Source organism: Hydrocarboniphaga sp. FW305-C-57 (genome assembly GCF_058783045.1).
This window is the reverse complement of sequence record NZ_JBYSYG010000001.1, coordinates 799,933-825,364: the sequence shown is the minus strand read 5'-3', so window position 1 is coordinate 825,364 and position 25,432 is coordinate 799,933. Positions and strand designations below refer to the sequence as shown.

Annotated in this window: 19 protein-coding genes and 1 pseudogene; 4 read left to right on the top strand and 16 right to left on the bottom strand. The window is 65.0% G+C overall.

Annotated elements, in window-relative coordinates:
* Nucleotides 1–13: 13 nt before the first annotated feature.
* Entirely contained in the window at nucleotides 14–877 is an 864-nt protein-coding gene (locus AC3WUM_RS03765; RefSeq protein ID WP_492408783.1) for a hypothetical protein, read from the bottom strand.
* Nucleotides 878–959: 82 nt separating this feature from the next.
* Here AC3WUM_RS03765 and AC3WUM_RS03760 point away from each other — a divergent pair, with 82 nt between their 5' ends.
* Complete coding sequence (locus AC3WUM_RS03760; RefSeq protein ID WP_492408782.1) at nucleotides 960–1,511, top strand: ECF-type sigma factor; 552 nt, start codon at nucleotides 960–962, stop codon at nucleotides 1,509–1,511.
* Here AC3WUM_RS03760 and AC3WUM_RS03755 read toward each other — a convergent pair.
* The 4 genes and pseudogenes from AC3WUM_RS03755 to AC3WUM_RS03740 form a co-directional block, all read right to left on the bottom strand.
* Nucleotides 1,508–3,913, bottom strand: a complete 2,406-nt coding sequence (locus tag AC3WUM_RS03755) for a protein kinase domain-containing protein (protein ID WP_492408781.1) — start codon at nucleotides 3,911–3,913, stop codon at nucleotides 1,508–1,510. The genes AC3WUM_RS03760 and AC3WUM_RS03755 overlap by 4 nt on opposite strands.
* 25 nt (nucleotides 3,914–3,938) lie before the next feature.
* Nucleotides 3,939–4,145 (bottom strand): annotated as a pseudogene (locus tag AC3WUM_RS03750) (DUF1348 family protein); the annotation flags it as partial.
* A gap of 59 nt (nucleotides 4,146–4,204) precedes the next feature.
* Nucleotides 4,205–4,588 carry a RidA family protein gene (locus AC3WUM_RS03745; RefSeq protein WP_492408780.1) on the bottom strand — a complete coding sequence of 128 codons (384 nt, stop codon included), beginning with the start codon at nucleotides 4,586–4,588 and terminating at the stop codon, nucleotides 4,205–4,207.
* A gap of 38 nt (nucleotides 4,589–4,626) precedes the next feature.
* Nucleotides 4,627–5,757 carry an alanine racemase gene (locus AC3WUM_RS03740; RefSeq protein ID WP_492408779.1) on the bottom strand — a complete coding sequence of 377 codons (1,131 nt, stop codon included), beginning with the start codon at nucleotides 5,755–5,757 and terminating at the stop codon, nucleotides 4,627–4,629.
* Between the two features lie 317 nt (nucleotides 5,758–6,074).
* On the opposite strand from AC3WUM_RS03740, the gene AC3WUM_RS03735 reads away from it, so the two are divergent.
* Complete coding sequence (locus AC3WUM_RS03735) at nucleotides 6,075–8,810, top strand: winged helix-turn-helix domain-containing protein (protein WP_492408778.1); 2,736 nt, start codon at nucleotides 6,075–6,077, stop codon at nucleotides 8,808–8,810.
* A 22-nt stretch (nucleotides 8,811–8,832) separates the two neighbouring features.
* On the opposite strand, the gene AC3WUM_RS03730 is transcribed toward AC3WUM_RS03735, so the two are convergent.
* Entirely contained in the window at nucleotides 8,833–9,846 is a 1,014-nt protein-coding gene (locus AC3WUM_RS03730) for an AraC family transcriptional regulator (protein ID WP_492408777.1), read from the bottom strand.
* Nucleotides 9,847–9,966: 120 nt separating this feature from the next.
* Between AC3WUM_RS03730 and AC3WUM_RS03725 the strand changes: the two genes are divergently transcribed.
* The gene (locus tag AC3WUM_RS03725; RefSeq protein ID WP_492408776.1) at nucleotides 9,967–11,586 is read left to right on the top strand and encodes a flavin-containing monooxygenase; all 1,620 of its coding nucleotides are present in this window, start codon (nucleotides 9,967–9,969) and stop codon (nucleotides 11,584–11,586) included.
* 54 nt (nucleotides 11,587–11,640) lie between these two features.
* Entirely contained in the window at nucleotides 11,641–12,810 is a 1,170-nt protein-coding gene (locus AC3WUM_RS03720; RefSeq protein WP_492408775.1) for a serine hydrolase domain-containing protein, read from the top strand.
* A gap of 31 nt (nucleotides 12,811–12,841) precedes the next feature.
* Here the strand turns inward: AC3WUM_RS03720 and AC3WUM_RS03715 are convergent, their stop codons facing one another.
* The 10 genes from AC3WUM_RS03715 to AC3WUM_RS03670 form a co-directional block, all read right to left on the bottom strand.
* A complete protein-coding gene (locus AC3WUM_RS03715; protein ID WP_492408951.1) occupies nucleotides 12,842–14,833 on the bottom strand; it encodes an acetoacetate--CoA ligase in 1,992 nt (663 codons plus the stop codon).
* 34 nt (nucleotides 14,834–14,867) lie between these two features.
* A complete protein-coding gene (locus AC3WUM_RS03710) occupies nucleotides 14,868–16,001 on the bottom strand; it encodes a DUF5938 domain-containing protein (protein WP_492408774.1) in 1,134 nt (377 codons plus the stop codon).
* A gap of 28 nt (nucleotides 16,002–16,029) precedes the next feature.
* Nucleotides 16,030–16,794, bottom strand: coding sequence for a glucose 1-dehydrogenase (locus AC3WUM_RS03705; RefSeq protein WP_492408773.1), 765 nt, complete (start codon nucleotides 16,792–16,794; stop codon nucleotides 16,030–16,032).
* 13 nt (nucleotides 16,795–16,807) lie between these two features.
* Nucleotides 16,808–17,623, bottom strand: coding sequence for an SDR family NAD(P)-dependent oxidoreductase (locus tag AC3WUM_RS03700; RefSeq protein ID WP_492408772.1), 816 nt, complete (start codon nucleotides 17,621–17,623; stop codon nucleotides 16,808–16,810).
* 680 nt (nucleotides 17,624–18,303) lie between these two features.
* A complete protein-coding gene (locus AC3WUM_RS03695; RefSeq protein WP_492408771.1) occupies nucleotides 18,304–20,325 on the bottom strand; it encodes an acetoacetate--CoA ligase in 2,022 nt (673 codons plus the stop codon).
* Entirely contained in the window at nucleotides 20,322–21,158 is an 837-nt protein-coding gene (locus tag AC3WUM_RS03690; RefSeq protein ID WP_492408770.1) for a hypothetical protein, read from the bottom strand. The genes AC3WUM_RS03695 and AC3WUM_RS03690 overlap by 4 nt, the downstream gene beginning before the upstream one ends.
* A 237-nt stretch (nucleotides 21,159–21,395) precedes the next feature.
* Nucleotides 21,396–22,376, bottom strand: a complete 981-nt coding sequence (locus AC3WUM_RS03685; RefSeq protein ID WP_492408769.1) for a hypothetical protein — start codon at nucleotides 22,374–22,376, stop codon at nucleotides 21,396–21,398.
* A gap of 10 nt (nucleotides 22,377–22,386) precedes the next feature.
* Nucleotides 22,387–23,271, bottom strand: coding sequence for a formylglycine-generating enzyme family protein (locus tag AC3WUM_RS03680; RefSeq protein ID WP_492408768.1), 885 nt, complete (start codon nucleotides 23,269–23,271; stop codon nucleotides 22,387–22,389).
* Entirely contained in the window at nucleotides 23,268–23,930 is a 663-nt protein-coding gene (locus AC3WUM_RS03675) for a TonB C-terminal domain-containing protein (protein WP_492408767.1), read from the bottom strand. The genes AC3WUM_RS03680 and AC3WUM_RS03675 overlap by 4 nt, the downstream gene beginning before the upstream one ends.
* A 32-nt stretch (nucleotides 23,931–23,962) precedes the next feature.
* Nucleotides 23,963–25,339, bottom strand: a complete 1,377-nt coding sequence (locus AC3WUM_RS03670) for a DUF1329 domain-containing protein (RefSeq protein WP_492408766.1) — start codon at nucleotides 25,337–25,339, stop codon at nucleotides 23,963–23,965.
* Between the last annotated feature and the right edge of the window lie 93 nt (nucleotides 25,340–25,432).

Here is a 25,432-nt window from a genome sequence, read left to right as displayed (position 1 = left end):
TGATCTCCCTGTGTCAGCGTCCGCCAAATAGCTTGCCGAGCGCCTTGTCGAGCACTTTGTCTACGGCTCGATCGGTGGCCGTGTCGGCCTCGGCTTCGGCGCGCCCCTCGATGCGCCCTTTTTGACGATCGAGCTTTCCTCCGAGCACGCTCGACAATGGCGATGCCTGTCCATGGTCTTCATCGGACATGAAATCCAGCATCTGCATTGGCGTCGTCGGCAGCTCGAATCGCGCCGACGTCGGCACGCGCTCGGACAACTTCAGCAGCGCGAATTCGCTTCCGTACCGCAGCAAACCCAACCCGCGGCGTCGCAGCTCGGCTTCCAGCGAGCGGCTACCTGCGGAATCTGGCTGCCCACTGGCAGCTCGCATCGCGTTTCCGAAGGCCAGCAGGCCGTCGGTCAACTCGATCACCGTCGGGGATGCCGATAGCACTAACTCCTGGGAATGGCGACTGCCACTGGCGGTGCGGTAGCTCAGGCGATAACGGCCGCCTCGCACTCCGGCGACCGTCTCGCTCCCGCCCGCTGCTTCCAGGCCGAGGAACTCGTGCAGCTCCGAAAAATCGGTGCCCGGCGCAGGCTGAGCCGCCATCGCGCCAGCGGTGCGCAGCAAGCCGCTCATGTCCATGACCACGTGCTGCCCGTCGACAAGGGCAACCGAATAAGCCTTGCCGTCTCGCCAGATCAGATAGCCGTCCGCCCCTTGCTCGGAAGCAAGTGCCTCCATGCGCAGGCGCCCACCGTCGAACTCGACCGTCACGCGCTGGCGCTCCCCCGCCGCACCTGAGGCCAGCTCTGCGACCCCCCCAGCCTGCGCGGCTCCCGCCCCAATCAACCCCGCCGCCAGCATCTGCCACCGCTTCTTCTTGAACATCGACCACTCCCTTTCTTGACGTGCCGTCCGCTTTGCGCTCCCTACACCAGACTCAAAACGGAATTCACGGCAAAATCCCATCATGGGAGCCGAACAGAACACCGACGCATCAGATTCGGAGCTGCGAGCTGCCGCTGCGCAGCTGGTGCCGCTCTTCTATGGGGAACTACGGCACCTGGCACGCCGGGTTCGGGGAGGCGCTTCGCAAGCCGAGACCTTGCGAACGACTGCCCTGATCCACGAGGCTTACCTCAAGCTGCATGCCACGGCATCCTGGAACGATCGGCATCATTTTCTTCGCGCAGCGGCTCTTGCCATGCGGCAGGTCATCGTCGATGACGCACGCTCGCGATTGGCGGAGCGCCGGAATCACGGCGAGCGTCCGCTGCCACTCGAACTGGCCGTTGATGTCGCGAGCGAAGCGCCAGACGAGCGCCTGCTCGCCATCGACGAGGCGCTGGCCCGCCTATCGAGCTTTAATCCTCGACTCGCACGCACGGTGGAGTGCCGCTACTTTGCGGGCTATACCGAAGCCGAGACCGCCGAGGCGCTGGGCGTCGGGGTGGCGACCGTGCAGCGCGATTGGGCCAAAGCTCGCAGCTGGCTTTATCTACAACTGCGTGATCGAGGCTAGTGCAGAGACTCCAACAGTGCATTGGCTTGCGCCAAATGCGCAGCGCCCGCCGGGCCTGCCTGTTCAAGCAAGGCCTGTGCACGTCGAAGCCGGGTAACGGCGGCGGGTCGGTCACCCGCCTTGAGAAACCGTCGCGCCTGTGCGACCTGGACGATGCCAGATAAAGGGTGCGGCGGTGAAAAATGCGTGGCGATACGTTGCTCGGCCACATCCAGCGTCGACCTCGCGTCTGCCATGGCGCCGGCTGCGGCCTGGGCCTCGCCCAGGCCGCACAGAGCGGAGAGCGAGAGCAGACTGTTTTCACCCGCGTACTGAACCGCCAGTTGCGCCGCCTCTTGAAGCGGGGCGATGGCCTTCTCAGGTCTATCGAGTCGCAACTGCAATTTGCCAACATTGTTCAGCAGGGCCGCCAGCGCCGCTGACGGTCCGAACAGCGCCCGGCGCGTCGCCAGCGCCTGTGAAAACAGGCGCTCGGCCTGATCCAGATTATTCTCGCGCGTCTCCAATGCGGCCCAGTTATTGAGCGTGTTGAGTGCATCGACACTTTCTTCGGCCTGCAACACGCGCCAAGCGGACATCGCCCGCTCGAACAGAGAACGCGCCTGCGCAAACCGATTGCTCTGGAAGTACGCCACAGCCAGATCATTCATCAGCGTCGCCGATTCAGTATGCACTTCTCCCGAAATCTGAAGCCGCATCTCAAGCGCTCGTTCGAGCGTCGAAATACTTCGCTCGATGTCGCCTTCCGCGCGCTCCAGTTGCGCTTGCGTGCTACGCGATTCCAGAAGCAGATTGCGCCATCGAGTGGTGTCGCGCCCCCAATATTGCTGGGCATCGTCAAGCATCGTTCGCGCTTCGGCGTAGCGACTCATGCGCAGATAGCACTGGGCCAAGTTAAAGCGGGCCTGCGTCGCAACCGCCTCGTCAAGGTGGGGAGCACGTCCAAGAATACGCTCGAACAGCGGTGCGGCTCCGGTGTAGTCGTTGAGCCTGAAGTACAGCTCGGCCAAGGCAAGCAGCGAATCGGCCGACGCTTCCGCGTTTTGGCCCAGAGATTTCTCCAGGCGCTCGGCGCCCTTGCTTAGCAGCAGCCGGGGCGTCAGCGTGTCTTGGCCTTGCGACTCTCCCGCGATGCGGAAAAGCGTCAGGAGGTAGTCTTTGACTGCTGCGCTGCGCAGCGCCTCCTGGCGCGCCAGATCCCGCTCGATGGACGTCTGCCGGATTTGCCAGGCCAGCGCTGCCGCCCCGATCAGCAGCGCTATGACAAATGTGCCGGCCGCAGTCACCGCAATACGATGCCGCCGGAACAGGCGTCCGACGAGCTGTCGAGAGGTTTCCCCTCGTGCCGCGATCGGACGTCCATCAGCGGCGCGCTCCAGATCATCGAGCAAGGCCTCGGCATTGCCGTAGCGATCCGATGGCTGTGGCTGCAAGGCCTTCATGACAATCGCATCCAAAGCACCGCTGACCATGCGGCGGTCGGCTTTAGGCAGCCGTCCGGAGGGCGGTGGCGGAACGTCACTGTTCAGGCGATCGAGCGCTCGCTGAATGCTGTTGCCGCCGAGCGGCCAGCAGCGAACGCCAGTAAGTAATTCGTACAGCATGACCCCCAGCGCAAAGACGTCGGTCGCCGGGGTGATCGGCTCGCCCTTGAGCTGTTCGGGCGCGCAGTAATCCGGGGTGAATCGCAGCGCGAGCGTCACCTCGGAACGGGCATTGTCGATCGGCTTGGCAATACCGAAGTCCAGCAATTTCGGGGAGCCATCTCGTGTTACCAGGACATTGGCCGGCTTGAGATCGCGATGCACGATGAGGTGTCGATGAGCATATGCCACCGCAGAAACGACGCGCCGGAAAAGCGCTAGCCGCTTCGCCAGCGGCAATTGCATCGCGACCTTGTCGAATCGTTCTCCATTGACGAGTTCCAACACCGCATAGGGTCTGCCGACATGTGTGCCGCCGTCGAGCAGTCGTGCGATATCGGGGTGTTCGAGTCTGGCGAGTAGTTGACGTTCGATGGAAAACCGGCGCACATCCTCGCTGTCGTCGGATCGGGCCAACAACTTGAGCGCCGCCTGCAACTCGAAAGCACCATCAGCCCTCTCGACTCGATAGACCTCGCCGGAACCGCCTTGACCGATGAGTCCGATCACCCTCCAGGCTCCGATGATCTCGCCTGCCGACAAGGTGGGGACATTGCGAGCAGAGAGGAAATCTTGGCTGTCGGTGAGCGCCGACAGCCACTGGCTCAGAGCGGCCAGTTCAGCGGCAGACAGTGCCTGCGACGAAATGAAGGCCGCTCGCTCGGACTCGGGCATTTCGAGGATGCGGCTCATCAGGCTATCCAGCGCCGCCCATTGCTCGGGAGCAAGCTCGATGTCGGGATCGGAACTAGACGCCATGTTCACCCCGCCTTGCAGCCCCTGTGTCGAGCTCGCGCTGCCACTTGCGCACGAGAAACGCCCGAATCTGCTCATGACCGCGTGGAAACTCGCTGCGGTTGCGCCAGCGCGAATCGACGGTGTACGCGCCGACCACCACGTCGGGATCGCGCGTATTCCAGGCGTCCTCGGCCTTGCGCGCCTTGATGCGGGCCGAGTGAAGATCGTATGGAGGAAAAGGCGGACGGCTCATGCGGTGCTCCCGAAGACGATGCGAAGTCCGCTGCAGGGTACGCCGTCCAGGCTCAGGGCTCAGCCTTTCACGAACGCGATCGCCTCGGCTTCGATGTCGGCACCGTAGTGCAGCTTCTGCGTCGGCACGGCCGAACGCGCGGGTCTGTGGTCGCCGAAGAATTCGGCATAGACCGCGTTGATCGCCGGCCAATGGGCGATGTCGGAGAAATAAAGCGTCACCTTGGCGACGTCGCGCAGGCTGCCGCCGGCGGCGACGACGACGGCCGCCAGGTTGTCGAGCACACGGCGCGTCTGCTCCTCGATCGTTCCCGGAACGAACTGGCCGGTCGCCGGATCAATCGGCAGCTGGCCCGAGACGAACAGCCAGCCGCTCTCGACGACGCCCTGGCTGTAGTGACCGGCAGGCTTCGGCGCATCGGCCGTGAAGATGGTGCGTGACATGGGATCCTCGCTTTGCTTTGTCTGGAACTGCCGAAGACTCACCAGCCGTTGACGCGAGGCCACTCGGCTTCGACGATCGGCGAGTCTCCATCGACCACGTGATAGCGATCGTAGGCCGCGGCGGTGATGCAGGCGTGATTCGGCTGGATGCGCAGCCGGCTGCCGATCGGATGCCGCGAAAAATCGAGCTCGCCGCCGCGCCGCCGGATCACGCCGTGCTCCTGCGAGACACGCGCCACGTAAAGCCCCTCATCGCCGCTCACGAGCCCGTAGCCGACGTTGCGCTCGTCGTCGAAGCGACTCGTGCTGATGTCCTTGCTCAGCGCGAGCGCGCCGGCATCGACGATCAGTTCGCCACGCTGCGGATACTGCCCGATCACCGTCGCAAGCACGCTCACGGCGATGTCGCCGACCGAGCATGAGCCTACGCCGGCCTGGAAGGCATCGCCGAACATGTAGATGCCGGCGCGCACTTCGGTGACGCCGGAGAGATCGCGCGCGTGGGTGACAGAAGGCGTCGAGCCCATGCTGACGATGGCGCAGCCATGGCCCGCCGCGCGCAGGCGCGAGGCCGCCACCGTCACCGCGTGGCGCTCCTGCTCGGCGACCGCGGCGAGTTCGTCGGGCGAGCGGCCCGTGTACGAATGGCCGCCATGCGTGAACACGCCGGCCAGCGTCGCGCCGCCCTGCAGTTCGGCGGCGACCTCGATCAGCGCACCCGATTGCGCGTCGATGCCGCAGCGTCCATCGCCGCAATCGATCTCGATCATGACCTCGAAGACCACCCCGAGTGCCGCCCCGCGCTCGGCGATCGCGCGCGCTGCCTCGGGCTGATCGGCCGCAAGCAGCAGGCGCGCGCCACGGCGCATCAGCGCGGCGGCGCGCTCGAGCTTCTGCGGACTCGCACCGACCGCGTAGAACAGGTCGCGGTAGCCGTGCCCGAAGAAATACTCGGCCTCGCGCAAGGTCGACACGGTGATTCCACCGCCCTGCGGAATCGCGCGCCGGGCCACCTCGGCGCTCTTGGCCGTCTTCATGTGCGGCCGCAGCGAGACACCGAGCCTGGCGACGTGCTCGCGCATGCGCAGCAGATTGGCATCGAGCCGCTGGCGATCGAGGATCAGGGCCGGGGTATCGAGCGCATCGAGGCGATGCAAAATCGTAGTCATCATTTCTCTCGCGTGGATGCCGCTACGTTACGGTGCGCGGAGCCGCCGGGCTTCGTGGAAATCACCTATTCGCCGCCCGGTATTCCGGGCAGCGGCGAACTCGTTTTGCTGCAATGCAAAAAGCGCGTGTAGGAAATCGCCGCATCCGTGAGCCATTGCGCATTTTTTGAAGTATCTTTGATAACCGGTCTCGTTCAACGGGCCGAATACAAAAAGCTTGAGCCCGAGCATGGATGCTTCGCCGCTGGTGCGAAGCCGACGCCTCAAGCAAAAAAGCCATTGCCGATCGAGCAGTGGGTGCGGCGAAGGAGGAGTGAATGACGACGAGCAGACCCGACGGGGGCAGACCCTGGGCGCAGATCGATTCGCACAAGCTGTTTGCACCGCCGAGCTATCGCGGAGCAGTGCAACGGCAGCAGGTGCTCGCCCCGATTCTGGTCGAGCCCGCCTTGCGGGCCGTGGTGTTTCACGCGCCGGCCGGACACGGCAAGTCGACGCTGCTGCAGCAGGCCAAGTCGAGCTGCGAATCGCAGGGCCGCATCACCGGCTGGCTCAGCTTCGACGAAGCCGACAACGACATGCGCCGCTTCACGCATCATCTCGATGCGCTGCTGCGCCAGGTCTGCAACACCGTCGAGGCCTATACCGATGCCCAGGGTTCGGCCCATCAGGCGCGGCGCCGGCTCGCCGAAATGGTCATCGCCCGGCTGTTGCGGCTCGATGCGCCGGTGGCGCTGTTCTTCGACGAATTCCAGTCGCTCTCGAATCCGGTGATCCTCGGCTTCTTCCGTGAATTGATCGAGCGCCTGCCCGAGCCGATCACGGTATTCATCGGCTCGCGGGCGATGCCCGAACTCGGGCTTTCGCGCCTGCTCGTCCGCGGCCATGCGCGCCTGCTGCACGCCGAGCAACTGCAGTTCACGCAACAGGAGGCGGCGCAGTTCTTCGCCGATGCGCGCGATCTGGCGATACGCGACGACGAGATCGAAGCCATCCATCGCCAGACCGAGGGCTGGCCCGCGGCCTTGCAGCTGTATCGCCTGAGCCTGGCGAATCCGGCGCTGCGCCAATCGCTCGGCGATCTGTCCGCCTTTCGTCCGCGCGAACTCGCCGAATACCTCGCCGACAACGTGCTCGATCTGCAGACCCCGCGCGTGCGCAGCTTCTTGCTGCGCACTTCGCTGCTGACGCGGCTTTCGGCCCCGCTCTGCGACGCCATGCTCGGCTGGCAGGATTCGCAATCGATCCTGCTGTTCCTCGAGCGCAGCGGCCTGTTCCTGCGCAACCTCGATTCCGATCTGCGCTGGTTCCGCTATCACACGCTGTTCTCGGGTTTTTTGCAGGAGCAGCTGCGCCAGAGCGATCCGCAGCAGCTGCGCGAGCTGCACGTGCGCGCGGCGCACTGGTATCACGCGCACGGCCTGCACGAAGAGGCGATGCATCACGCGGTCGAAGCCGGCGAATTCGCGTTCGCCACCGCGGTGATGAATCTCTGGAGCGTGCGCCTGGTCGCCGAAGGCCATCTGTTCACGGTCGAGCGCTGGTACGACCGCCTGCCGCTCGATGAAGTCGGCCGGCATCCCGATCTCGTCATCAAGGTGGCCTGGGCGCTCGGCTTTCTGCGCCGGCGTCGCAAGCTGCAAGCGCTCGTCGATCTGCTCGATGCGGCCGAGGCGCAATCGAGCGACGAGCAAACCAAATCGCGCAGCGCGGTCGTGCGCAGCATGCTCGCTCTGGTCGTCGACGACGTGCCGGGCGCCTTCGACCGCGTGCACAAGATTCCGGTGCGCGCGCAGGATCCGGATGCCTTCCATGCCTTCGAGCTCGGCGCCGCCTGCAACGTACTCGCGTTCTGCTCGTCGGCGGCCGGCGATTACGAAGCCGCGCGCGAAGTGCTGGTGCTCGCGCGTGCCTACAACGAGAAAGGCCAGGCCCGCTTCAGCGGTGGCTACACGCAAGGCGTGATCGGCGTGAACCTGCTCGTGCAGGGCGAGCTGCTCGAGGCGATGGAACGCTTCCGCGCGGGCCTGGCCGAGCACGAGAGCTCGGACCAGTCGGTATCGTCGGCCGCGCTGGTTTCCTGCTACCTGATGGCGCTCTACGACGCCGACGATCTCGCGGCCGTGGTGGCGCTGTTCACGCAGTATCACGACATCATTCGCGATGGCGTGCTGCCCGATTTCGTCATCACCGCGTATCGTTCGATCGCGCGGGCGCAGGAGGCGCTCGGCAACCCGAGCAAGGCCAGCGAGCTGCTCGACGAAGCCGAGAGCATCGCGCATCTCGCCGGCTGGCCGCGCCTGCTCTACGCCGTCGAGTGGGAGCGCGTGCGCCGCTATCTGCTGCGCGGCGAAGTCGATCGCGCGCAGCTCATCGCGAGCCGCATCGCCAAGAGTCCGGGCTTCCGCCTGCCCGAAGGCACTATCCTGTTCTCGCAGGACAGCGAGGATGAAACCATCAGCCGCATTCGCCTGTCGATCCATCGCGGCGAAGCCGACGCGGCGCTGAGCCTGCTCGCGGATGAACTCGCGTCCGCGCAGCGCCAGCGGCGCATGCGCCGTCTGATCAAGCTGCTGGTGCTCGAAGCGCTGGCCTATCAGCGCCGCGGCAACAGCAAGCCGGCGTCGCGCTCGCTGCGCCGTGCCCTGCAGCTCGCGGAGCCGCTCGGCTTCATTCGCTGCTTCCTCGAGGAAGGCGACCGGCTCAAGGAGCTGCTCGGCGAGATCTATCCTTCGCTGCAAGACCAGGCCAACCACAGCGCAGCGGCCGATGCCGCATTGCATCGCTTCGCCTCGCGGCTGCTCGGACGCGTCGGCGGACTTGCCGCGCCCGCGCCGCTCCCCGGCAGGCTCGTCGCCGCCGACTCGCTGACCGACAGCGAACGCAACATCCTCTCGTTCCTCGCGCGCGGAGCTTCGAACAAGGAGATGGCGAACCGCCTGTTCGTGTCCGAGAACACGGTGAAGTTCCACTTGAAGAACATCTACTCCAAGCTCGATGCGGGCAGTCGCCTGCAGGCGATCAACACGGCGAGAAAGATGGGCCTGGTCTGAGGGGGCCGTAGAGCGGCGCCGATCAAGCCCCCGAAGCCTGGCGGCGCTGCTCGCGCAGGCTCTGGCCGTTCCAGCGCCGGAACGATCGGCTGAACGAGGTCGGAGTGGCATAGCCGAGGATTTCGGCGATCTGCGCAGCGTTGAGATCCGAGTAGCGCAGGTACTTGGACGCCAGATCGGCGCGCACCGCATCGTGGATCTGCGTGAAGCTGGTGCCCTCCTGCTTCAATCGCAGCTGCAGCGTGCGCGACGCCAGATCGAGCGCCCGGCTGACTTCTCCGATCGTGCAGGACGTATACGGAATCAGCGCGCGCACGACGGCTTCCACATCACGTGCGACATGCTTTTCGCGTAGGCCCTCCTCCAGGCGGATCACGCGGCTGACGAGAGCCCGGCCGGATGAGCTGCGCGACTTGATCGGCGTATCGAGCGTCGCTTCGTCGAGCAGCAGCGCGTTGCGGTCCTGGTTGAATCGAAGATCGTTGCCGAACACCGCCTTGTGCAAGGCGAGCGAGCCCGCCGGCCTGGCATGCCGGAACAAAGCCGCGGCGGGCATCCAGCCGCGGGGCATGTGGCCGCGCACTTCGCTGACGATGACGCTCAGCGCGAACTCGGCCATCTGCAGCTCGCTTTCGTGCTGGGCGGTGGTGGTCGTCCAACTCACCAGGGCGCCCTGGCTGACTCGCTCGACGCTGACCATCGCGACGTTGGTGTACAGATCGAAGTTGTCGGCGAGTTCGCTGCAGAGCTGCCCGACCGTCCTGGCATTGCGCAGCAGGATCCACAGCGGGCCGATCACCGTGGCCAGCCGCGCGCCCTGCGCCATCGACAGTCCCCAGGTTCGAAGCCTGCAGGCTTCGGCCGCAGCTTCGAAGAAGTGCAGTACGGCGGTGCCCGGCACCAGCAGGTCGGGATCGCTCAAGGCCGCTGCGGGCAAGCCCACGCGCCGCGCGATCTGCACTGGACGCCCGCGATGTTCGCGAATCAGTTCCGCGGCACCGGCGAGTATCACGCTTGGGATCAGAGAACCGGCCATGACCACCTGGAGATGAAAAACGGCTTGCGCGTCATGCTATCTCTCTTGCGCGCGATGGCAAGTCCGATGCGGCGCAAGTGATTACTCTCGCAACATTAGAAATATAGCGAGGAGAGCTTCATGAGCAACGTTTCCACGCTCGATCAGCAGCCGCTCGATGCCGTGATCATCGGTGCCGGTTTCGCTGGACTCTACCAACTGTGGTCGCTGCGCAAGCTCGGCCTTCGCGCACGCATCATCGATGCGGCCGCCGGTGTCGGCGGCACCTGGTACTGGAACAGCTATCCAGGTGCGCGCACGGATTCGCCATCGAACGTCTATCAGTACTGGTTCTCCGACGAGCTGCTCGAAGAATGGAACTGGCAGCAGCGCTACCCCGACCAGCAGGAATCGGAGCGCTACTTCAACTACGTGGCCGACCGTTTCGATCTGCGCAAGGACATCACGTTCAACACGCGTGTCGTCTCCGCAGCCTGGGATGACGGCACTCGTCGCTGGAACGTGAAGACCGACACTGGCCAGACGCTGAACACGCAGTTCGTCATCACCGCGATGGGTCCCTTGAGCGCACCGCTGGTGCCGATGTTCAAGGGCCAGGAAAACTTCAAGGGCCGGCTCGTGCATACCGCGCGCTGGCCACGCGAAGGCGTGGACCTCAAGGGCAAGCGTGTCGGCGTGATCGGCACCGGCGCCACCGGCATCCAGGTCGTGCAGACCATCGCGCCCGAAGTGAAGCAGCTCACGGTGTTCCAGCGCACCGCCAACTACGCCGTGCCGATGATCAACCCGCGCTACGACGACGCCGATCGCGCCGCGATCCGCGCCAAGTATCCGGAAACGCGCAAAGCCGTCTGGACCACCTTCATCGGCTTCGACATTCCGGGCCAGACGCGCCCGTTCTTCTCGATCCCGCCCGACGAGCGCCGCGAGATCCTCGAAACCCTGTGGGCCGACGGTACGTTGAGGCTGTGGGTGGCCGGCTTCGCGGAGATCTTTTTCGATCCGGCCGCGAGCCACGAGGTGTCGGAATTCGTACGCGAGAAGATTCGCGAGCGCGTCAAGGATCCCAAGGTCGCCGAGAAGCTCGTTCCGAAGGACCACGGCTTCGGCACGCGCCGCGTGCCGCTCGAGAACGGCTACTTCACCACCTTCAATCGCCCCAACGTCGATCTGGTCGATCTGCGCGAAACTCCCATCGAGTGCTTCACCGAGAAAGGCATCCGCACCTCGGCTGGCGAAATCGAGCTCGACATCATCATCCTGGCGACGGGCTTCGACGCCGGCACCGGCGGATTTCTCGCGATCGATTTTCGCGGCCGCAATGGCGTGTCGCTGCGCGACGAATGGAAGAAGGAAGTGCGCACCACCATGGGCCTGCAGATCCACGGCTTCCCGAACCTGTTCACCACCAGCGCACCGTATGCGCCGATCGCCGCATTCTGCAACGCGCCGACCTGCCTGCAGCATCAAGTGCAGTGGATCACCGAGTGCATCGACTACCTGCACAGGAACGATCGCGCGGTGATCGAGCCGACTGCCGAGGCCGAACAACGCTGGCTGGCCCACCATGACGAACTCGCCAACCAGACGCTCGTCGCGAAGACCAGGTCCTGGTACACGGGCAGCAACATCGAGGGCAAGCACTTCCGCCTGCTCTCGTATATCGGCGGCCTTCCTGCCTACATCGAAGCCTGCGACAAGGTGAAGCAGAAGGATTACGAAGGCTTCGAAGTGAGCTGAGCGCAGACCCGCGCTCAGAGTCCGCTGTCATCACGAAAATAAAGAGGAGAACCGATGAGCTTGAACAATGCCCTCGACGCGCTGCTGGAATCGACCGTCGAAAACGCAGACCTGCCTGGCGTGATCGCCACGGTGGCCGATCGCAATGGAGTGATCTACGAGCGCGCCTGCGGCATGCGCGCGGTCGGCGGCAGCACGCCGATGAGCATGGACACTTTCATCTGGTTCGCTTCGCTGAGCAAAGCGGTCACCACGACGGCGGCGATGCAACTCGTCGAGCAGGGCAAGCTCGAGCTCGACGCACCGGCCGCCAGATTGCTGCCCGAGATCGGCAAGATCCAGGTGCGCACGGGCTGGAACGCCGATGGATCGCCGATCCTGCGTGCACCGAAATCGCCGGTGACGCTGCGCAATCTGCTCACGCATACGAGCGGCTTCGCCTACGAATTCTTCAATGACGGCGTCATCCGCGAACAGGAAAGCACGGGCACTCCGAATGTCGTCAGCGGCACCCACGCGACGATGAACCGCGCGCTGGTCCGCGATCCGGGCACCGCCTGGGAATACTCGATCGGCGTCGATTGGGCCGGCCGCCTGGTCGAGGCGGCCAGCGGACTGCGCCTGCGCGACTACTTCGCGAAACACATCTTCGACCCGCTCGGCATGGGTGACGTGACGTTCCAGGCCAACGAGGAGCAGCTCTCGCGCGCGGCCGCCATGCATGCGCGCCTGCCGGATGGCTCGCTGACCGCGATCCCGTTCGGCATCCCGCCCGATGCGGAAGTCGACATGGGCGGCCACGCGCTGTCCGGACGCGTGCCGGATTACCTGCGATTCTGCCGGGCGATCCTCAACGGCGGCGTGCTCGACGGCAACCGCATCCTCGCGGCGACCACGGTCGAACTGATGGGCATGAACCACATCGGTGACATTTCGGTGCCCAACCAGATCAAGACCTCCATGCCGATGCTGTCGAACGACTGCGATCTGCATCCCGGCGTCGATCTCAAGTGGGGCCTGGGCTTCGTTCTCAACGTACAGGCGACGCCCGAAGGCCGCGCTCCGGGCACCCTGGCCTGGGCCGGTCTGCCGAACGTCTACTACTGGATCGATCGCACGACCGGCGTCACCGTGGTGATCGCGACGCAGATCATGCCGTTCTGGGATGCCAAGGTCCGCGCCATGTGCGACGAATTCGAGCGGCAGGTCTACCGGCACCTCTGAGCGCCGATCGTGCAGCCGCGGGAGCTGACGCTCAGCCCGTCAGCATCTCGCGGTTCTCGCGCGTGAAATCGAGATACCAGTCGAGCGTGGACGGATTCATCATCGCGTCGCGGCTCATGGCTTTGTCGATCGGCGTGCCCATGAGGATCTTGCGCACCGGCAGCTCCATCTTCTTGCCGGTCAGCGTGTACGGCACGCCGCCGACCTGATAGATCTGGTCGGGTACGTGGCGCGGGCTGCACTGGCGACGCAGCAGTTCGCCGATGCGTTCGCGCAAGGGCTCGTCGAGTTCGCAGCCCGTGCGCAGTTCGACGAACATCGGCATGAAGAAGCGCCCACCCGCGAGCTCGAGGCAGACGATGAGGCTATCGACGATCTCGGGCAGCTGTTCGACGCAGCGATAGATCTCCGCGGTTCCGATGCGCACGCCGTAGCGATTGAGCGAGGAATCCGAGCGCCCGTAGATGTAGCAGCCGCCACGCTCGTTGAACTTGATGTAGTCGCCGTGCCGCCAGACGTGGCGATGCCCCTCGAAATAGGCTTCGATGTAGCGCGCGCCGCTGCGATCGTTCCAGAAGTACAGCGGCATCGAAGGCGACGGCGTGCCGAGCATCAGTTCGCCGACTTCGTCGACGACGCGCCTGCCCTCCTCGTTCCAGGCCTGCACGTCCATACCGAGCATGCGCGCCTGGATTTCGCCCGCGTAGACCGGCAGCGTCGGCGTCGCGCCGACGATTCCGCTGCAGAACTCGGTCCCACCCGATTGCGAGGTCACCCACAGATCGCGCTTCACGTGGCGATAAAGCCATTCGAAGACTTCCGGCGTCGCCGACGAGCCGGCGACGAGAATGCCTTCGAGCGCGGACAGATCGTGCTCGCGTCCGGGCCGCAGGCCTTCCTTGTCCATGATCTGCACGAGCGTCGGGCTCGCACCGAAACTCGTGCAGCGCGTGACGTCGGCGAGCCTCCAGAGCCGGTCGGGCGATGGATGCGTGGCGCTGCCGTCGTAGAGCACGCTCGCACTGCCGGTCAGCAAGGTCGCGATGACGAGGTTCCACATCATCCAGCCCGTGGTCGTGTAGAAGAACATGACCGATTCGGGCTTGAGGTTGATGTGAAAATGCATGAGCTTGAGGTGCTCGACGAGCACGCCGACGTGGCTATGCACGATCGCCTTCGGCAGGCCCGTGGTACCCGAGCTGAAAACCACCCAGATCGGATGATCGCAAGGCACGCGCTCATAGCGGAAAGCGTCGCGCGGAATCGCCGGCTGATCGAGCAGCTCGCTCCAGAGCCGCGCCTTCGCGGGGCGCTTGGCGTCGGCGTGCAGATACGGCAGCCAGACGACCTGCTTGAGCGTGGGCAGGCGGCTGACGATCTCCTGCGCCTCCTGCTCGCGCGAAAAATCCTTGCCGCCGAAGCGATAACCATCAGCGACGAACAACAGCTTCGGCTCGATCTGCGAAAACCGCTCGATCACCGTCTTGACGCCGAACTCCGGCGCCGCCGACGACCACACGGCGCCGATCGCGACCGTCGCCATCATCGCGATCGCGGTTTCGGGAATGTTGGGCATGTAAGAGACGACGCGATCGCCCGGCTGTATGCCCATGCCGCGCAGCTGCGTCGCGAGCACGCGAACCTGGTTACCGAGTTCACCCCAGCTCATCTGCGCGAGTTCGCGCGTTTCCGACAGATGATGGAAGACCGTCCTCGTGCCATCGCCTTCATGCCGAAGCAGATGCTCGGCATAGTTCACGCGGCTGCCCTCGAACCAGCGAGCGCCCGGCATGAGCTTGCGATCGATCACGCTCGTGTACGGCGTGTCCGACTGCACGTCGAAGTAGGTCCAGATCGAGGACCAGAAGGCTTCGATGTCGCTGACCGACCAGCGTTGCAGATCGTGATAGTCCGAGAAGCGCAGTCCCCGCTCGCGGCGCAGCCATTCCATGTACTGCGCCACGTTCGAGGCCGCCGCGTACTCGGGACGCGGCGTCCACAACAGCTCGCCTTCGTGGACCATGAGCGTCCGCGTGGGCTCTAGCCAGCGCTCGCCGTCAGCGCCTGGCAAGGTTGCCGCTCAGGGTCATCACCGGCTCGCTGACCAGGCCGAAGCTCTGCAGCACGCCAAGCAGCTCGCGATGGCCGAAGGCCTGGCAGCCCGAGGCGAAGCCATAGCGCTTCGGCGGAGCCTGCACGAGGTGATAGGCCGCATAGGCCTGCAGCAGGCCGGTCTGCTTGTAGTTGCAGGTACCGTGGATCACGCAGTGCGCGCGACCGAGCGGCCCACTGGCGTGCACCGAATCGACGGAAGTGTTCTCGCGCGGGTTCTCGCGCGGCGGCATGCCGGCCTGCAGGCTCGCCGCCATGTCGGACAGCGCCTTCTTCTGCTCGGCCTTGGGCATCTTCTTGATCTTCTCTTCGATCACGCCGGTGATCTGCACCACGCCTTCCATCACCGGTCGCGCGAACACGCCGCCCTGAGCCTTGCAGTTGTTCACGCGCGGATCGTTCTTGAACCAGACCGGATGCGCGGTGCCGCCCCAGGGCAGCGCCATCGCGGTTTCGTGCTGGCCCGGCACCATCACTTCGGACTTCGCGGTGGGTGCCCACTGCACGTACTTCTTGCTTTCGAGGTAGTAGAAGTTCGCGGTCAGGATACTGAAGATCGTCTGCGTCGAAGCGTAGGTCGGGAAGCCCTTCCACAGCACCAGGATGTCGAGCGTATCGAGACCCGGATGTTCCAGGCAGAGCTGCGCCGCGATCTCGCCCGTCGTGTACATCTGCGCGATGCCCGGGGCGAGCAGCAGGTTCTTCTCGGCGAACTTCGCGCCCCAGGTTTCCTCGGCGTGCATCATCCAGTTCTGCTCGCCGTTGGTATCGGTGTAATGGCAGCCCGCCGCGAGACTGGCCTCGACCGCCTCGGGACCGAACTCCATGAACGGGCCGACCATGTTGAGCACGACCTTGCTGCCCTTGAACAGCTGGGTCAGCGCCTCGGTGGTGTGTTCCACTTCGGCGATTTCGTAGTCCGCATTCTCGATGCCGGGCACCTTTTCGATCACTTCCTTGATGCGCTTCGCGTCGCGGCCCGCCGCGATGAAGGGCATGCGGTATTCACGCAGGTACTCGGCGACGAGACGGCCGGTGTAACCGGTGACGCCGTAGATGACGACGGGCTTCTTGCTCATTTCTTTTCTCTCCTACAAGGGTTGCACATCAAGCGGTCATGCCGCCGTCGACGACGAGATCGGAACCCGTCACGTAACTGGATTCATCGGAAGCGAGGAACAGCACGGCCGCCGCGATTTCCGCAGGCTGCGCGAAGCGTCCCATCGGAATTCGCGCCAGTGTTTTCTCGGCGAAGGCCTGCGCCTCGTCGGGCGTCAAGGTCGCGAGTGCGCCGCTGACCATCTGCGTATCCGCGAAGCCCGGGCAGACCGCATTGACGCGAATGCCGGTGCCGCTGCGCGCACAGTGGATCGCAGCCGAACGCGTGAAGATGCGCACGCCGCCCTTGGCCGCGTTGTAGGCCGGAAGCACGGCCTCGCCGAGAATGCCCTCGATCGACGCGATATTGACGATCGAACCGCGGCGCTCCTTCTTCATGCGCGCAATCGCAGCCTGCGTGCCCAGAAACACACCGCTCAGATTGATGTCGAGCGTGCGTTTCCAGGTCGCCAGCGAGACCTGCTCGACGTCGACGATGTCGGCGATGCCCGCGTTGTTGACGAGCACGTCGAGCGAGCCGAAGCGCGCGATCGTCGCATCGAGCACCTGCTCCCATTGCGTGGCATCGGTGACGTTCTGCGACATGAAGACCGCGTCGTCGCCGAGCCTGGCCGCAGCCTGTTCACCGGCCGCCCGATCGAGATCGGTGATCACCACGCGAGCGCCTTCGGCGATCAGCGCTTCGGCCGCCGCCAGACCTAGGCCGCGCGCACCGCCGGTCACCACGCACACCTTGCCTTCCATGCGTTTCATCGAGTCCGCTCCGTCACTGCGCATTGGCGCCGCCATCGAGCACGATCTCCGCGCCGGTGGTCCAGCGCGATGCCGGCGAGGCCAGATACAGCACCGCATTGGCAACGTCGTCGGGCGTGCCGAGGCCGAGCGGATGCAGCTGCAGCATCGCGCCTTCGGCAGTGGCGACATCGGGCACCATGCCGAGCCGCACGAAGCCTTCGAGCAGGTGATTGCCCATCGCGGTCTTGATCACGCCCGGGTGTATCGAATTGACGCGAATGCCGTAACCGAGCTGCGCGCATTCGATCGCGGCCGACTTGGTCAGCGAACGCACCGCGCCCTTCGAAGCGCAATAAGCCCCGAGCCCGGTCACGCCGATCATCGCGGCGAGCGAAGACAGATTGACGATGGCCCCGCCGCGTCCGCTCGCGCCGCCCGGGCGCATCACCCGTATCGCATGCTTGAGGCCGAGGAACGTACCGTTGACGTTGATGTCCTGAATGCGCTTGAAGCTTTCGAGGCTGCCTTCGGCGAAGAAGGCCATGTCTTCGACACCCGCATTGTTGACGAGCACATCGAGCCCGCCGAACTGCGACACCACCTGCGACATCGCTGCTTCCCACTGCGCTTCCTGCGTCACGTCGTGCACCGCCGCCGCGGCCTTGCCGCCGGCATCGCGAATGCTCTTCGCGGTCTGCTCGACTTCGGCGGAGAGCACGTCGGTCAGGAACACCGAGGCACCGGCCGCCGCGAGCGTGCGCGCGACGTGCGCACCGAGTCCGCGCGCGGCGCCGCTGATGAAGGCCACCTTGCCGTCGAGGCGGAAAATCTTTTCTGGGGATTGCATGGGGTTCTCCTCGGGTGGTTTTTGGTTTTGCTTTGCGCGCTAGGCCGCAGCTGAAGGCAGGCTTTGATATGAACCTTGGTTCGTCACTGCGAGTTCTATTTCGGCCTGTAGGCCGAGTGACTTTTCTTTACTCGTGTAAAGAAAAGTCACCAAAAGAAAGCACGCCCTGATGGCGCACCCGCGATGCGGGTGCCCTGCGCTGCTCACGTGCTCGGGGCAGGAGTTTCGACGCGACATCCCTGTCGCGACGAAACTCGGCGGGCTCCTGCCCGCCGTCCCCTGCGCGCGCTGCGCTGCTCGGTGCGCCACAAGGGGCCCGACGTCACAAGCCAAAGCAACGGCACAACGCTCGCTTCGCTCTGCGTTGTTTTGCGGCGAGGCGAAGTGAGCCGTTAGATGTCGCAGTAGCTGTTCAAACCCCTGGGAGCGCCGGTTGGAGCGGCGCGCGCAGTGGGTCAGCCGGACAGGACGTCCGGCTGAGCGACGTCGCGACAGGATGTCGCGTCGGCGCGACCCCGAGCACGGCGCTCCAAGCGGGGATCCGTTCGTCGCCACGCGACGAACGGACGCGGACTTGGGGGCGTGCTTTCTTTGCTTACTTTCTTTGCACGAGCAAAGAAAGTAAGGCCCGACCGGCGAGGTCGAACTCCCGCAGCGATGAGCTGAACCAACAGAAACCATCACGCAACCCGCCACGAATAATCAGCAGACTCCTGCGCAAACTTCACATACCAATCGATCGCCGCCGGATTCATCATCGCATCCCGACTCGCCGCCTTCTCGAGCGGCATGCCGACCAGCAGCTTGCGAACCGGCACCTCCATCTTCTTGCCCGTCAGGGTGTACGGAATCGCCTCCACCGCATAGATACGATCCGGCACATGCCGCGGACTGCAATCACGGCGCAAGCGCCCCGCGATCTCCAATTCGAGCTTGCCGTCGAGCTGCGAACCCGGATTGAGCTTCACGAACATCGGCATGAAGAACTTGCCGCCCGGCAATTCCACGCACACGACCAGGCTGTCCGCGATCTCCGGCAGCTGCTCCACGCAACGATAGATTTCCGCGGTGCCGATGCGCACGCCGAAGCGATTCAAGGTCGAATCCGAGCGCCCGTAGATGTAGCAGCCGCCACGCGAGTTGATCTTGATGAAATCACCGTGCCTCCAGATGCCCGGAAACACTTCGAAATAGGACTCCTGATAGCGCTTGCCACCTTCGTCCTTGAGGAAGTAGATCGGCATCGACGGGAACGGGCTCTTCACGCAGAGCTCGCCGACTTCATCGATCACTTCCTTGCCGTCGTCGGACAGCGCGCGCACGTCCATGCCGAGCATGCGCGTCTGGATTTCACCCGCATACACCGGCAGTGTCGGCGCTGCCCCGACGAAGCCGCTGCAGATTTCGGTACCGCCCGATTGCGAGGTCACCCACAGATCCGGCTTCACGTGGCGATAGAACCAGGCGAAGGTTTCGGGCGTCGACGGCGATCCGCTCACGAGCACGCCTTCGAGCGCGGACAGATCGTAGCTTTCCCCGGGCCGTAGTCCGGCCTTCTCCATCATCTGCACGAAGGTCGGGCTCGCACCGAAGCTCGTGCATCGCGTCCTGGACGCGAGCTGCCAGAGAAAATCGGGCCCTGGATGCATCGGGCTGCCGTCGTAGAGCACCGCGGACGAGCCCGTCAGCAGTGCGGCGAGCAGCAGGTTCCACATCATCCAGCCGGTGGTCGTGTAGAAGAACATGACCGATCCGGGCTTCAGATTGATGTGGAAGTGCATGAGCTTGAGGTGCTCGAGCAGCACACCGACGTGGCTGTGCACGATCGCCTTCGGCAGGCCCGTCGTGCCCGAGCTGAAAACCACCCAGATCGGATGATCGCAAGGCACGCGCTCGAACCGGAACGACTCGCGCGGAACCGCGGGATGATCGAGCAGCTCGTTCCAGAGCTTGGCTTTCACCGGGGATTTCGCTTCGGGGTTCAAGTACGGCAGCCAGACCACGTGCTCGAGCGTCGGCAGACGGCTCACGATCTCGCGCGTCTCCTGCTCGCGCGAGAAGTCCTTGCCGCCGAAGCGATAGCCGTCGGCGACGAACAACAGCTTCGGCTCGATCTGCGAAAACCGCTCGATCACCGTCTTGACGCCGAACTCCGGCGCCGCCGACGACCACACCGCGCCGATCGCGATCGTCGCCATCGCGGCGACCGCCGTCTCGGGTACGTTCGGCATGTATGAGACGATGCGATCGCCCGGCTGGATGCCCATCGCGCGCAGCTGCGTCGCGAGGATGCGCACCTTGTCGCCCAGTTCGCCCCAGCTCATCTGCGCGAGCTCGCGCGTCTCCGACAGGTGGTGGAACGCCGTCTTCCGGCCGTCGCCTTCATGCCGAAGCAGATGCTCCGCGTAGTTCACGCGGCTGCCGTCGAACCAGCGTGCGCCTGGCATGAGCTTGCGATCGATCACGCTCGTGTACGGCGTTTCCGATTGCACGTCGAAGTAGGTCCAGATCGAAGACCAGAAGCCTTCGATGTCGCTGACCGACCAGCGATGCAGCTCGTTGTAGTCCGCGAGCTTGACCCCCTTCTCGCGGCCCAGCCAATCGATGAACTTCGCGATGTTCGAAGCCGCCGCATACCCGGGGCGCGGCGTCCACAGCAGCTCGCCTTCGCGCACGCTGCCTGCTTCCATCGTTTTGGTCATTCTGTTTTTCCTCTCTCGCGCAAGCGGCGCAGGTGATCGAGCACCTGCTCGGGCTCGCCATTCGCGGGCACGGTGATGAAGCTGAAATGCGCGACCTTGTCCGTTTCCGAATGCCAGGCGATGCGGTGTCCGTGGCGACGGACGCCACTCTGCGCCTCGCTGCTGATGACGAAGTCGAGCGAGGACGCATCGAAGTCGCCGGACTTCGGCAGCTCGATGCCGCAAGCCCAGCGGTAATGCGCCGCCAGATTGAACACGGCGCTGTAGCAGGACAGATCATCGTCGCTGCCCGGCACGGTCTCGGCCGCCTCGACGAGCAGCACGCCATCGAGCCCGGCTTCGCCGAAGGCGCGCAGGAAGTCGGCGACGTAGACGGCCGCGGAGTCGGCATCGTCGGCGCCGACTTCGGGCTCGGGCTCGTCCGCGAACGCTTGCCGGTAGGCAATCGCGACCCAGGCGCGCGGAGACGGCAGCACGAGCACCACCGGCGTGCTGCCCTGGCTCGCGCGCAGGCCGACGATCAACTCGACCAGATGCGCACGCAGGGCCTCGTTCGCGAGCAGCGTGCGCAACGGCAGCAGCAGGCGATTCCTGAGTCCCATGGTCGAGCGCACATCGGGCTGCGCTTCGAGCCAGCCGTCGACGATGCGGGCTAGCGGCAAGGCCACGACATCGCTGCGCAGCAGACCCTGCCCCTTGCGCTGCCAGGCCAGCCACGCGATCGCATCGGTCCACGGTGCCTGCCCGTTCGCGAGCAGGCGTTCGCAGTAATCGTCGGCGTCGATCCACAGCAGCGGCGCCGGCGCATCGAGCCGATCGAGCAGTCGGTTCATCAACCAGTCTCCGGCGCTTCGAGATCCACCGCTTCCGCTGCGAATCGCGGAAGCTGGTGGGGACGCGGCACGAGGCCGGCATCCGCCGTGGCTGTTGCCATGACTTCTCTCCTCTGTCGTCTCTGCACGGATGACCGGCACGCGACTTCGGCGCGCCCTTGGTATGGGATCAGATTAGCGACGGCTTACCGGCGCTTCGCTACCCTGTCGGGTAGTTTTCGAAGCCGGCCTTCGAAGCTAATTCGCAGGCTCGAACACCCAATCGAGCTTCACCTTGGCGACACCGTCGAAGGCTCCGAGCACGGTCGCGTTGCCGTCGAGCGGCCGGGTGATGCGCAGGCTGGCCTGCTTGCTGACGCGATCGCGGCTACGGCCGATCTGCTCCTGCGTCCAGGCCAGCACCTCGCTCGGCACCGGCAGATCGGCCTCGCGGCGCTCGGACTTGCCCGACACCGTCAGCACCGAGCTTCCGTGCGCGGACGGAATGAACAGGTTCTCGACGTAGACCGCCTTGGTCTGCTCGTCGACCACCACGAGGTAGTGCTCGCAAAGCGCACGCTGCTCGACGGCGTTGCCGCGCGAGTCGGCCTTCCAGTCGAGCGTGAACGGCTGCAGCTTCTTCTTTTCGCGGTCGAAAGCCTGCTCGCCTTCGAAATGCGCCGTGTGCGTGAGCTTGAGCGTGTTCGGGCAGCCCGGATAACCGCTGAAATAGCGGTAGCGTCCGCCGGGCTCGTCGTACGAGGCGATGAAGGCTTCGAGCTCCTCGGCCGTGTTGTGCTGCATCGCCGTCAGCGCCGCGTAGCGCTCTGCGGTTTCGGCGCCGCAGCTCAGGGCTTCCATGCAACGCCCGTCCGCCTGCGGCGGCCTGGTCGGCGCCTGGCTTCCGAGTTCGGCGAGGCTCGGCAGCCGGCCGCCGTATTCGCTCTTGAGCTTCAGCAGGCCCTGGTAGATGTAGTACTCGCTCTTGATGCGCGTGCGCTGCTCGGTGTCCGGATCGAGCAGGTTGTCGGTGTAGAGCCGGCCGTCGGACCGCAGTCGTGTCGCGATCTCGTAGCGCTGGAGGCTCGTGGATTTGCTCCACTGCCTGTCGTTGCGCCATTGCTGCTGGGCATCGACATCGAGCGTGTAGCGCAGCTGTCTTTCGATTGGTTGAAACGCTTCCGCGGCCTGCAGCTCGATCGGCAGCAGCAGCATCACGGCGGTGAGGAGTTTGCGCATGACTTCGCTCTCAAGGTAGATCGCGGGCGACGCGAAAGCCGAGTCCGTCGCTGCGCGCGCCAGCCGGATCTCCATCGCGATTCGAAACGCGCAGCGAACGCGGATGATTGCCCCAGCCGCCGCCGCGATTGACGCGCTTGGCGCAGCCGTCTTCGACCCAGGCGCGACCATCGGACGGAGCGTCCGTGTAGTCGGCGTGCCAGCAATCGGCAACCCATTCCCAGACGTTGCCGAGCATGTCGTACAGGCCCCAGCCATTCGGCGCGTAGCGACCGACCGGCGCGGCTTCGCCATAGCCGTCGTTGCATTCGATCTGCCAGTCCCATTGCGGATGCGCCTTGCGGCCGGCGCGATCGAAGCCGTTCGCATTCTGGCAGGCGAACTCGACGACATTGCCCCAGTTGTATTGCGTCTCGCTACCCGCACGCACCGCGTATTCCCACTCGGCTTCGCTCGGCAAGCGATACGGCTGGCGCGTACGCTGCGTGAGCCAGGCGACGTAGCGCTGCGCCTGGTCCCAGCTCACATCGGTCACCGGCAGCTGCGGATCGCCCGGGCCCATGGAAAGTTCGTCGCAGCCTTTGGCGAGCACGCATGCGGACCATTCGGCGCGCGTGATTTCGTAGCGTCCGAGCGCATAGCGCCGCACGCTCACTTCGTGCACGGGCTTTTCGTAGGACGATCCGTTGCCGAGCACATCGCCCATGCGAAAACGTCCGGCCGGAATCGTCACGAGCACCGGCGTATCGGGGCAATCGCGGAACGCCACGGGTGCGCCGGGCGGCATCGGATCGACTCGCGTCGGCACGCAGGCTTCGTGCTGCGCCGATGCGGCTTCGGCGAGCAGCAGCGCGCAAAGCGCCAGCCCCCATCGCAACCATGCGCGCGCCGTCACGGGCTGAAATCCAGTTCGATGCTGCCGCTCGGCGGCGCGTCGGACGCCAGCGGCAGCGGCTGCGATTTCCATACCGCGCGTTCGATCGAATCGCCCAGGCCCGGTTCGCCGCAACCCTGTTGCACCGTGACCTTGCTGATCATGCCGCCGGGCCGGTAATCGATGCGCAGCCGGCAGCTGAAACGGGCGGCCGTGCGCGGCGGCGCGAGCCAGTTCGTGCGCAGGCGCCCGAGCAGCTGGTTCTCGGCGTTCTCGGGTTCGACACCCTGCTGCTCCTTCGGAACCGGCGACGCCGCCTGCGCCGCGGGCGACGGATCGCTTTGCGCCTTCTGCGCGGGCGCAGGCGGTTGCGCCTTCGGGGGCGCCGGCCTGGGTTTCGGCTTGGGGGTCGGACTCGGCTTCTGCGCCAGCTTGGGAGCCGCGGGCGCAGCCGGCGCCGGCGCACTGCTGGCCTGCTGCGCCTGACGCGCGACCGGCGCGATGAGTTCGGCGCGAATCATGCGCGTCGGCGGCTTGCGAATCTCGATCGGCCTGGAACTCAGCAGGAACGCGAACACGATCAGCAGCGCCAGATGCAGGGCGATCGAAATCGCGATGCCATAGCGCGAGGCGCTGTCGGTCGCAGGCTTCGTTCCGAGCACGAAGTCGCGCGAGTCCATGGGCGCTTCCATCGTGGCGTCGGCATACGTCACTACTTGCCCAGTCGCATGAGCGCGGACCGCGTCAGGTAGCGATCGTAGATCTGCGGATCGTTCGCGCTCGATTGATGGCCGCCCGCGATCGCGCGCACCTGTTCGAGCCGCGTCATGCGGCCGCTCTGCAGATCGAAGGCGTGCACATGTCCCCAGCTCCAGAGCGGATGCTTGCCGTCCATCACGCGCCGATTGCCCGATTCGTAGAGTGCGAACGCCCCGTCGAACGAGCGGAAAGCCTCGCCGCGGCGGTCGAACGAGACCATCGCCAGAGGCAGTTGCGTGCGCGCATCGAACCAGACGCGCTTCTTGCCGACCGGTGCGCGCGGAAACTTGACCGGCTTGGCTTCGACGACGATCGCCTCGGGCACGAGTTCGACGGTGGTGTCCCAGAACGTGAGGCCCTTGGGCCCTCCATGCGTGGTGTGCTGCCAGTTCGGATGCTCCGCGTTCCAGCCGCCCGACACCGCGCCGAGCATCGGCCCGCGGCTGACGATCTGGTAATCGCCCCAGGTGTAGAGCGGATCGCCCGCGGCCCAGGCGTCGGACAGATAGAACGCCGAGCCCGGCACCAGCGGCTCGAAGCGTTGATCGGTCGGAAACTGGCGCACGCGCTTGAACTCCGGCACGTAGCCGTAAAGCTCGGGGAACGTATGCTGGTCGTAGGCCCAGATGTTCAGGAACGAGGTGCCGCGCACCGAGTTCGGCGCGGTGAAGAAGGCGCACTGAAAGCGCAGCTTGTCGATCTGCTCGGGCCAGTACGGCTTGGGATCGAGCACCGTGCGCGCCACCGGCGACATCTCGGCCCAGCCCGATTCGTACTCGTACTGCAGCTCGCCGCGCTCGGAGATGTCGTATTCGCGCGTGGTGTAGAACGAGGCGTCGTGGCGGCCCCAGCTCAGCGTGAGTCCGGCGAACAGTTCGATCGCCGATTTGGGATCGGGAAACGGATTGCCGCCGATCCACGGCTTGCCCTGTTCGGTGACGACGTTGCCGCGGTCGTCGAAGCGCGCCTTGCCCTTGTTCGAGAACGTCGCCTCGAGATATTCCCAAGGACTCAGCCGCATGATGTCGGTGGTGGTCGCGGCGAGCTTGAGCTTGCGGCCCATCTTGGCGACCTGCGTATAGACGATCGGCGTCAGCAGTTCCTTGACGAGTTCGACGTTGTCCGCCGTGATGAAGTCGCCGGCCTTGAGCTTTCCTTTCGTATAGCCCTCGATCGACAGCAGCTCGTCCGGGTATGCCTTCTCGATCGAGCCCGTCGCCGCGAGCACGTCGCCCAGCGGCGCGAGCACTCCGGTTGCGAGCACACCGCGTCCCATCTGTTCGATGAAATGACGACGGCTATAGCCGCGATCGAAGCGTATCGGGTGCATCTCGTGACTCCTGAAAAAGTGGGCTCAAAAAAAGCTGCCGGCAAGCTGGAGGAGCCGTGCCGGCAGGAGCCAAGCTACAACGAGAGATTCTTT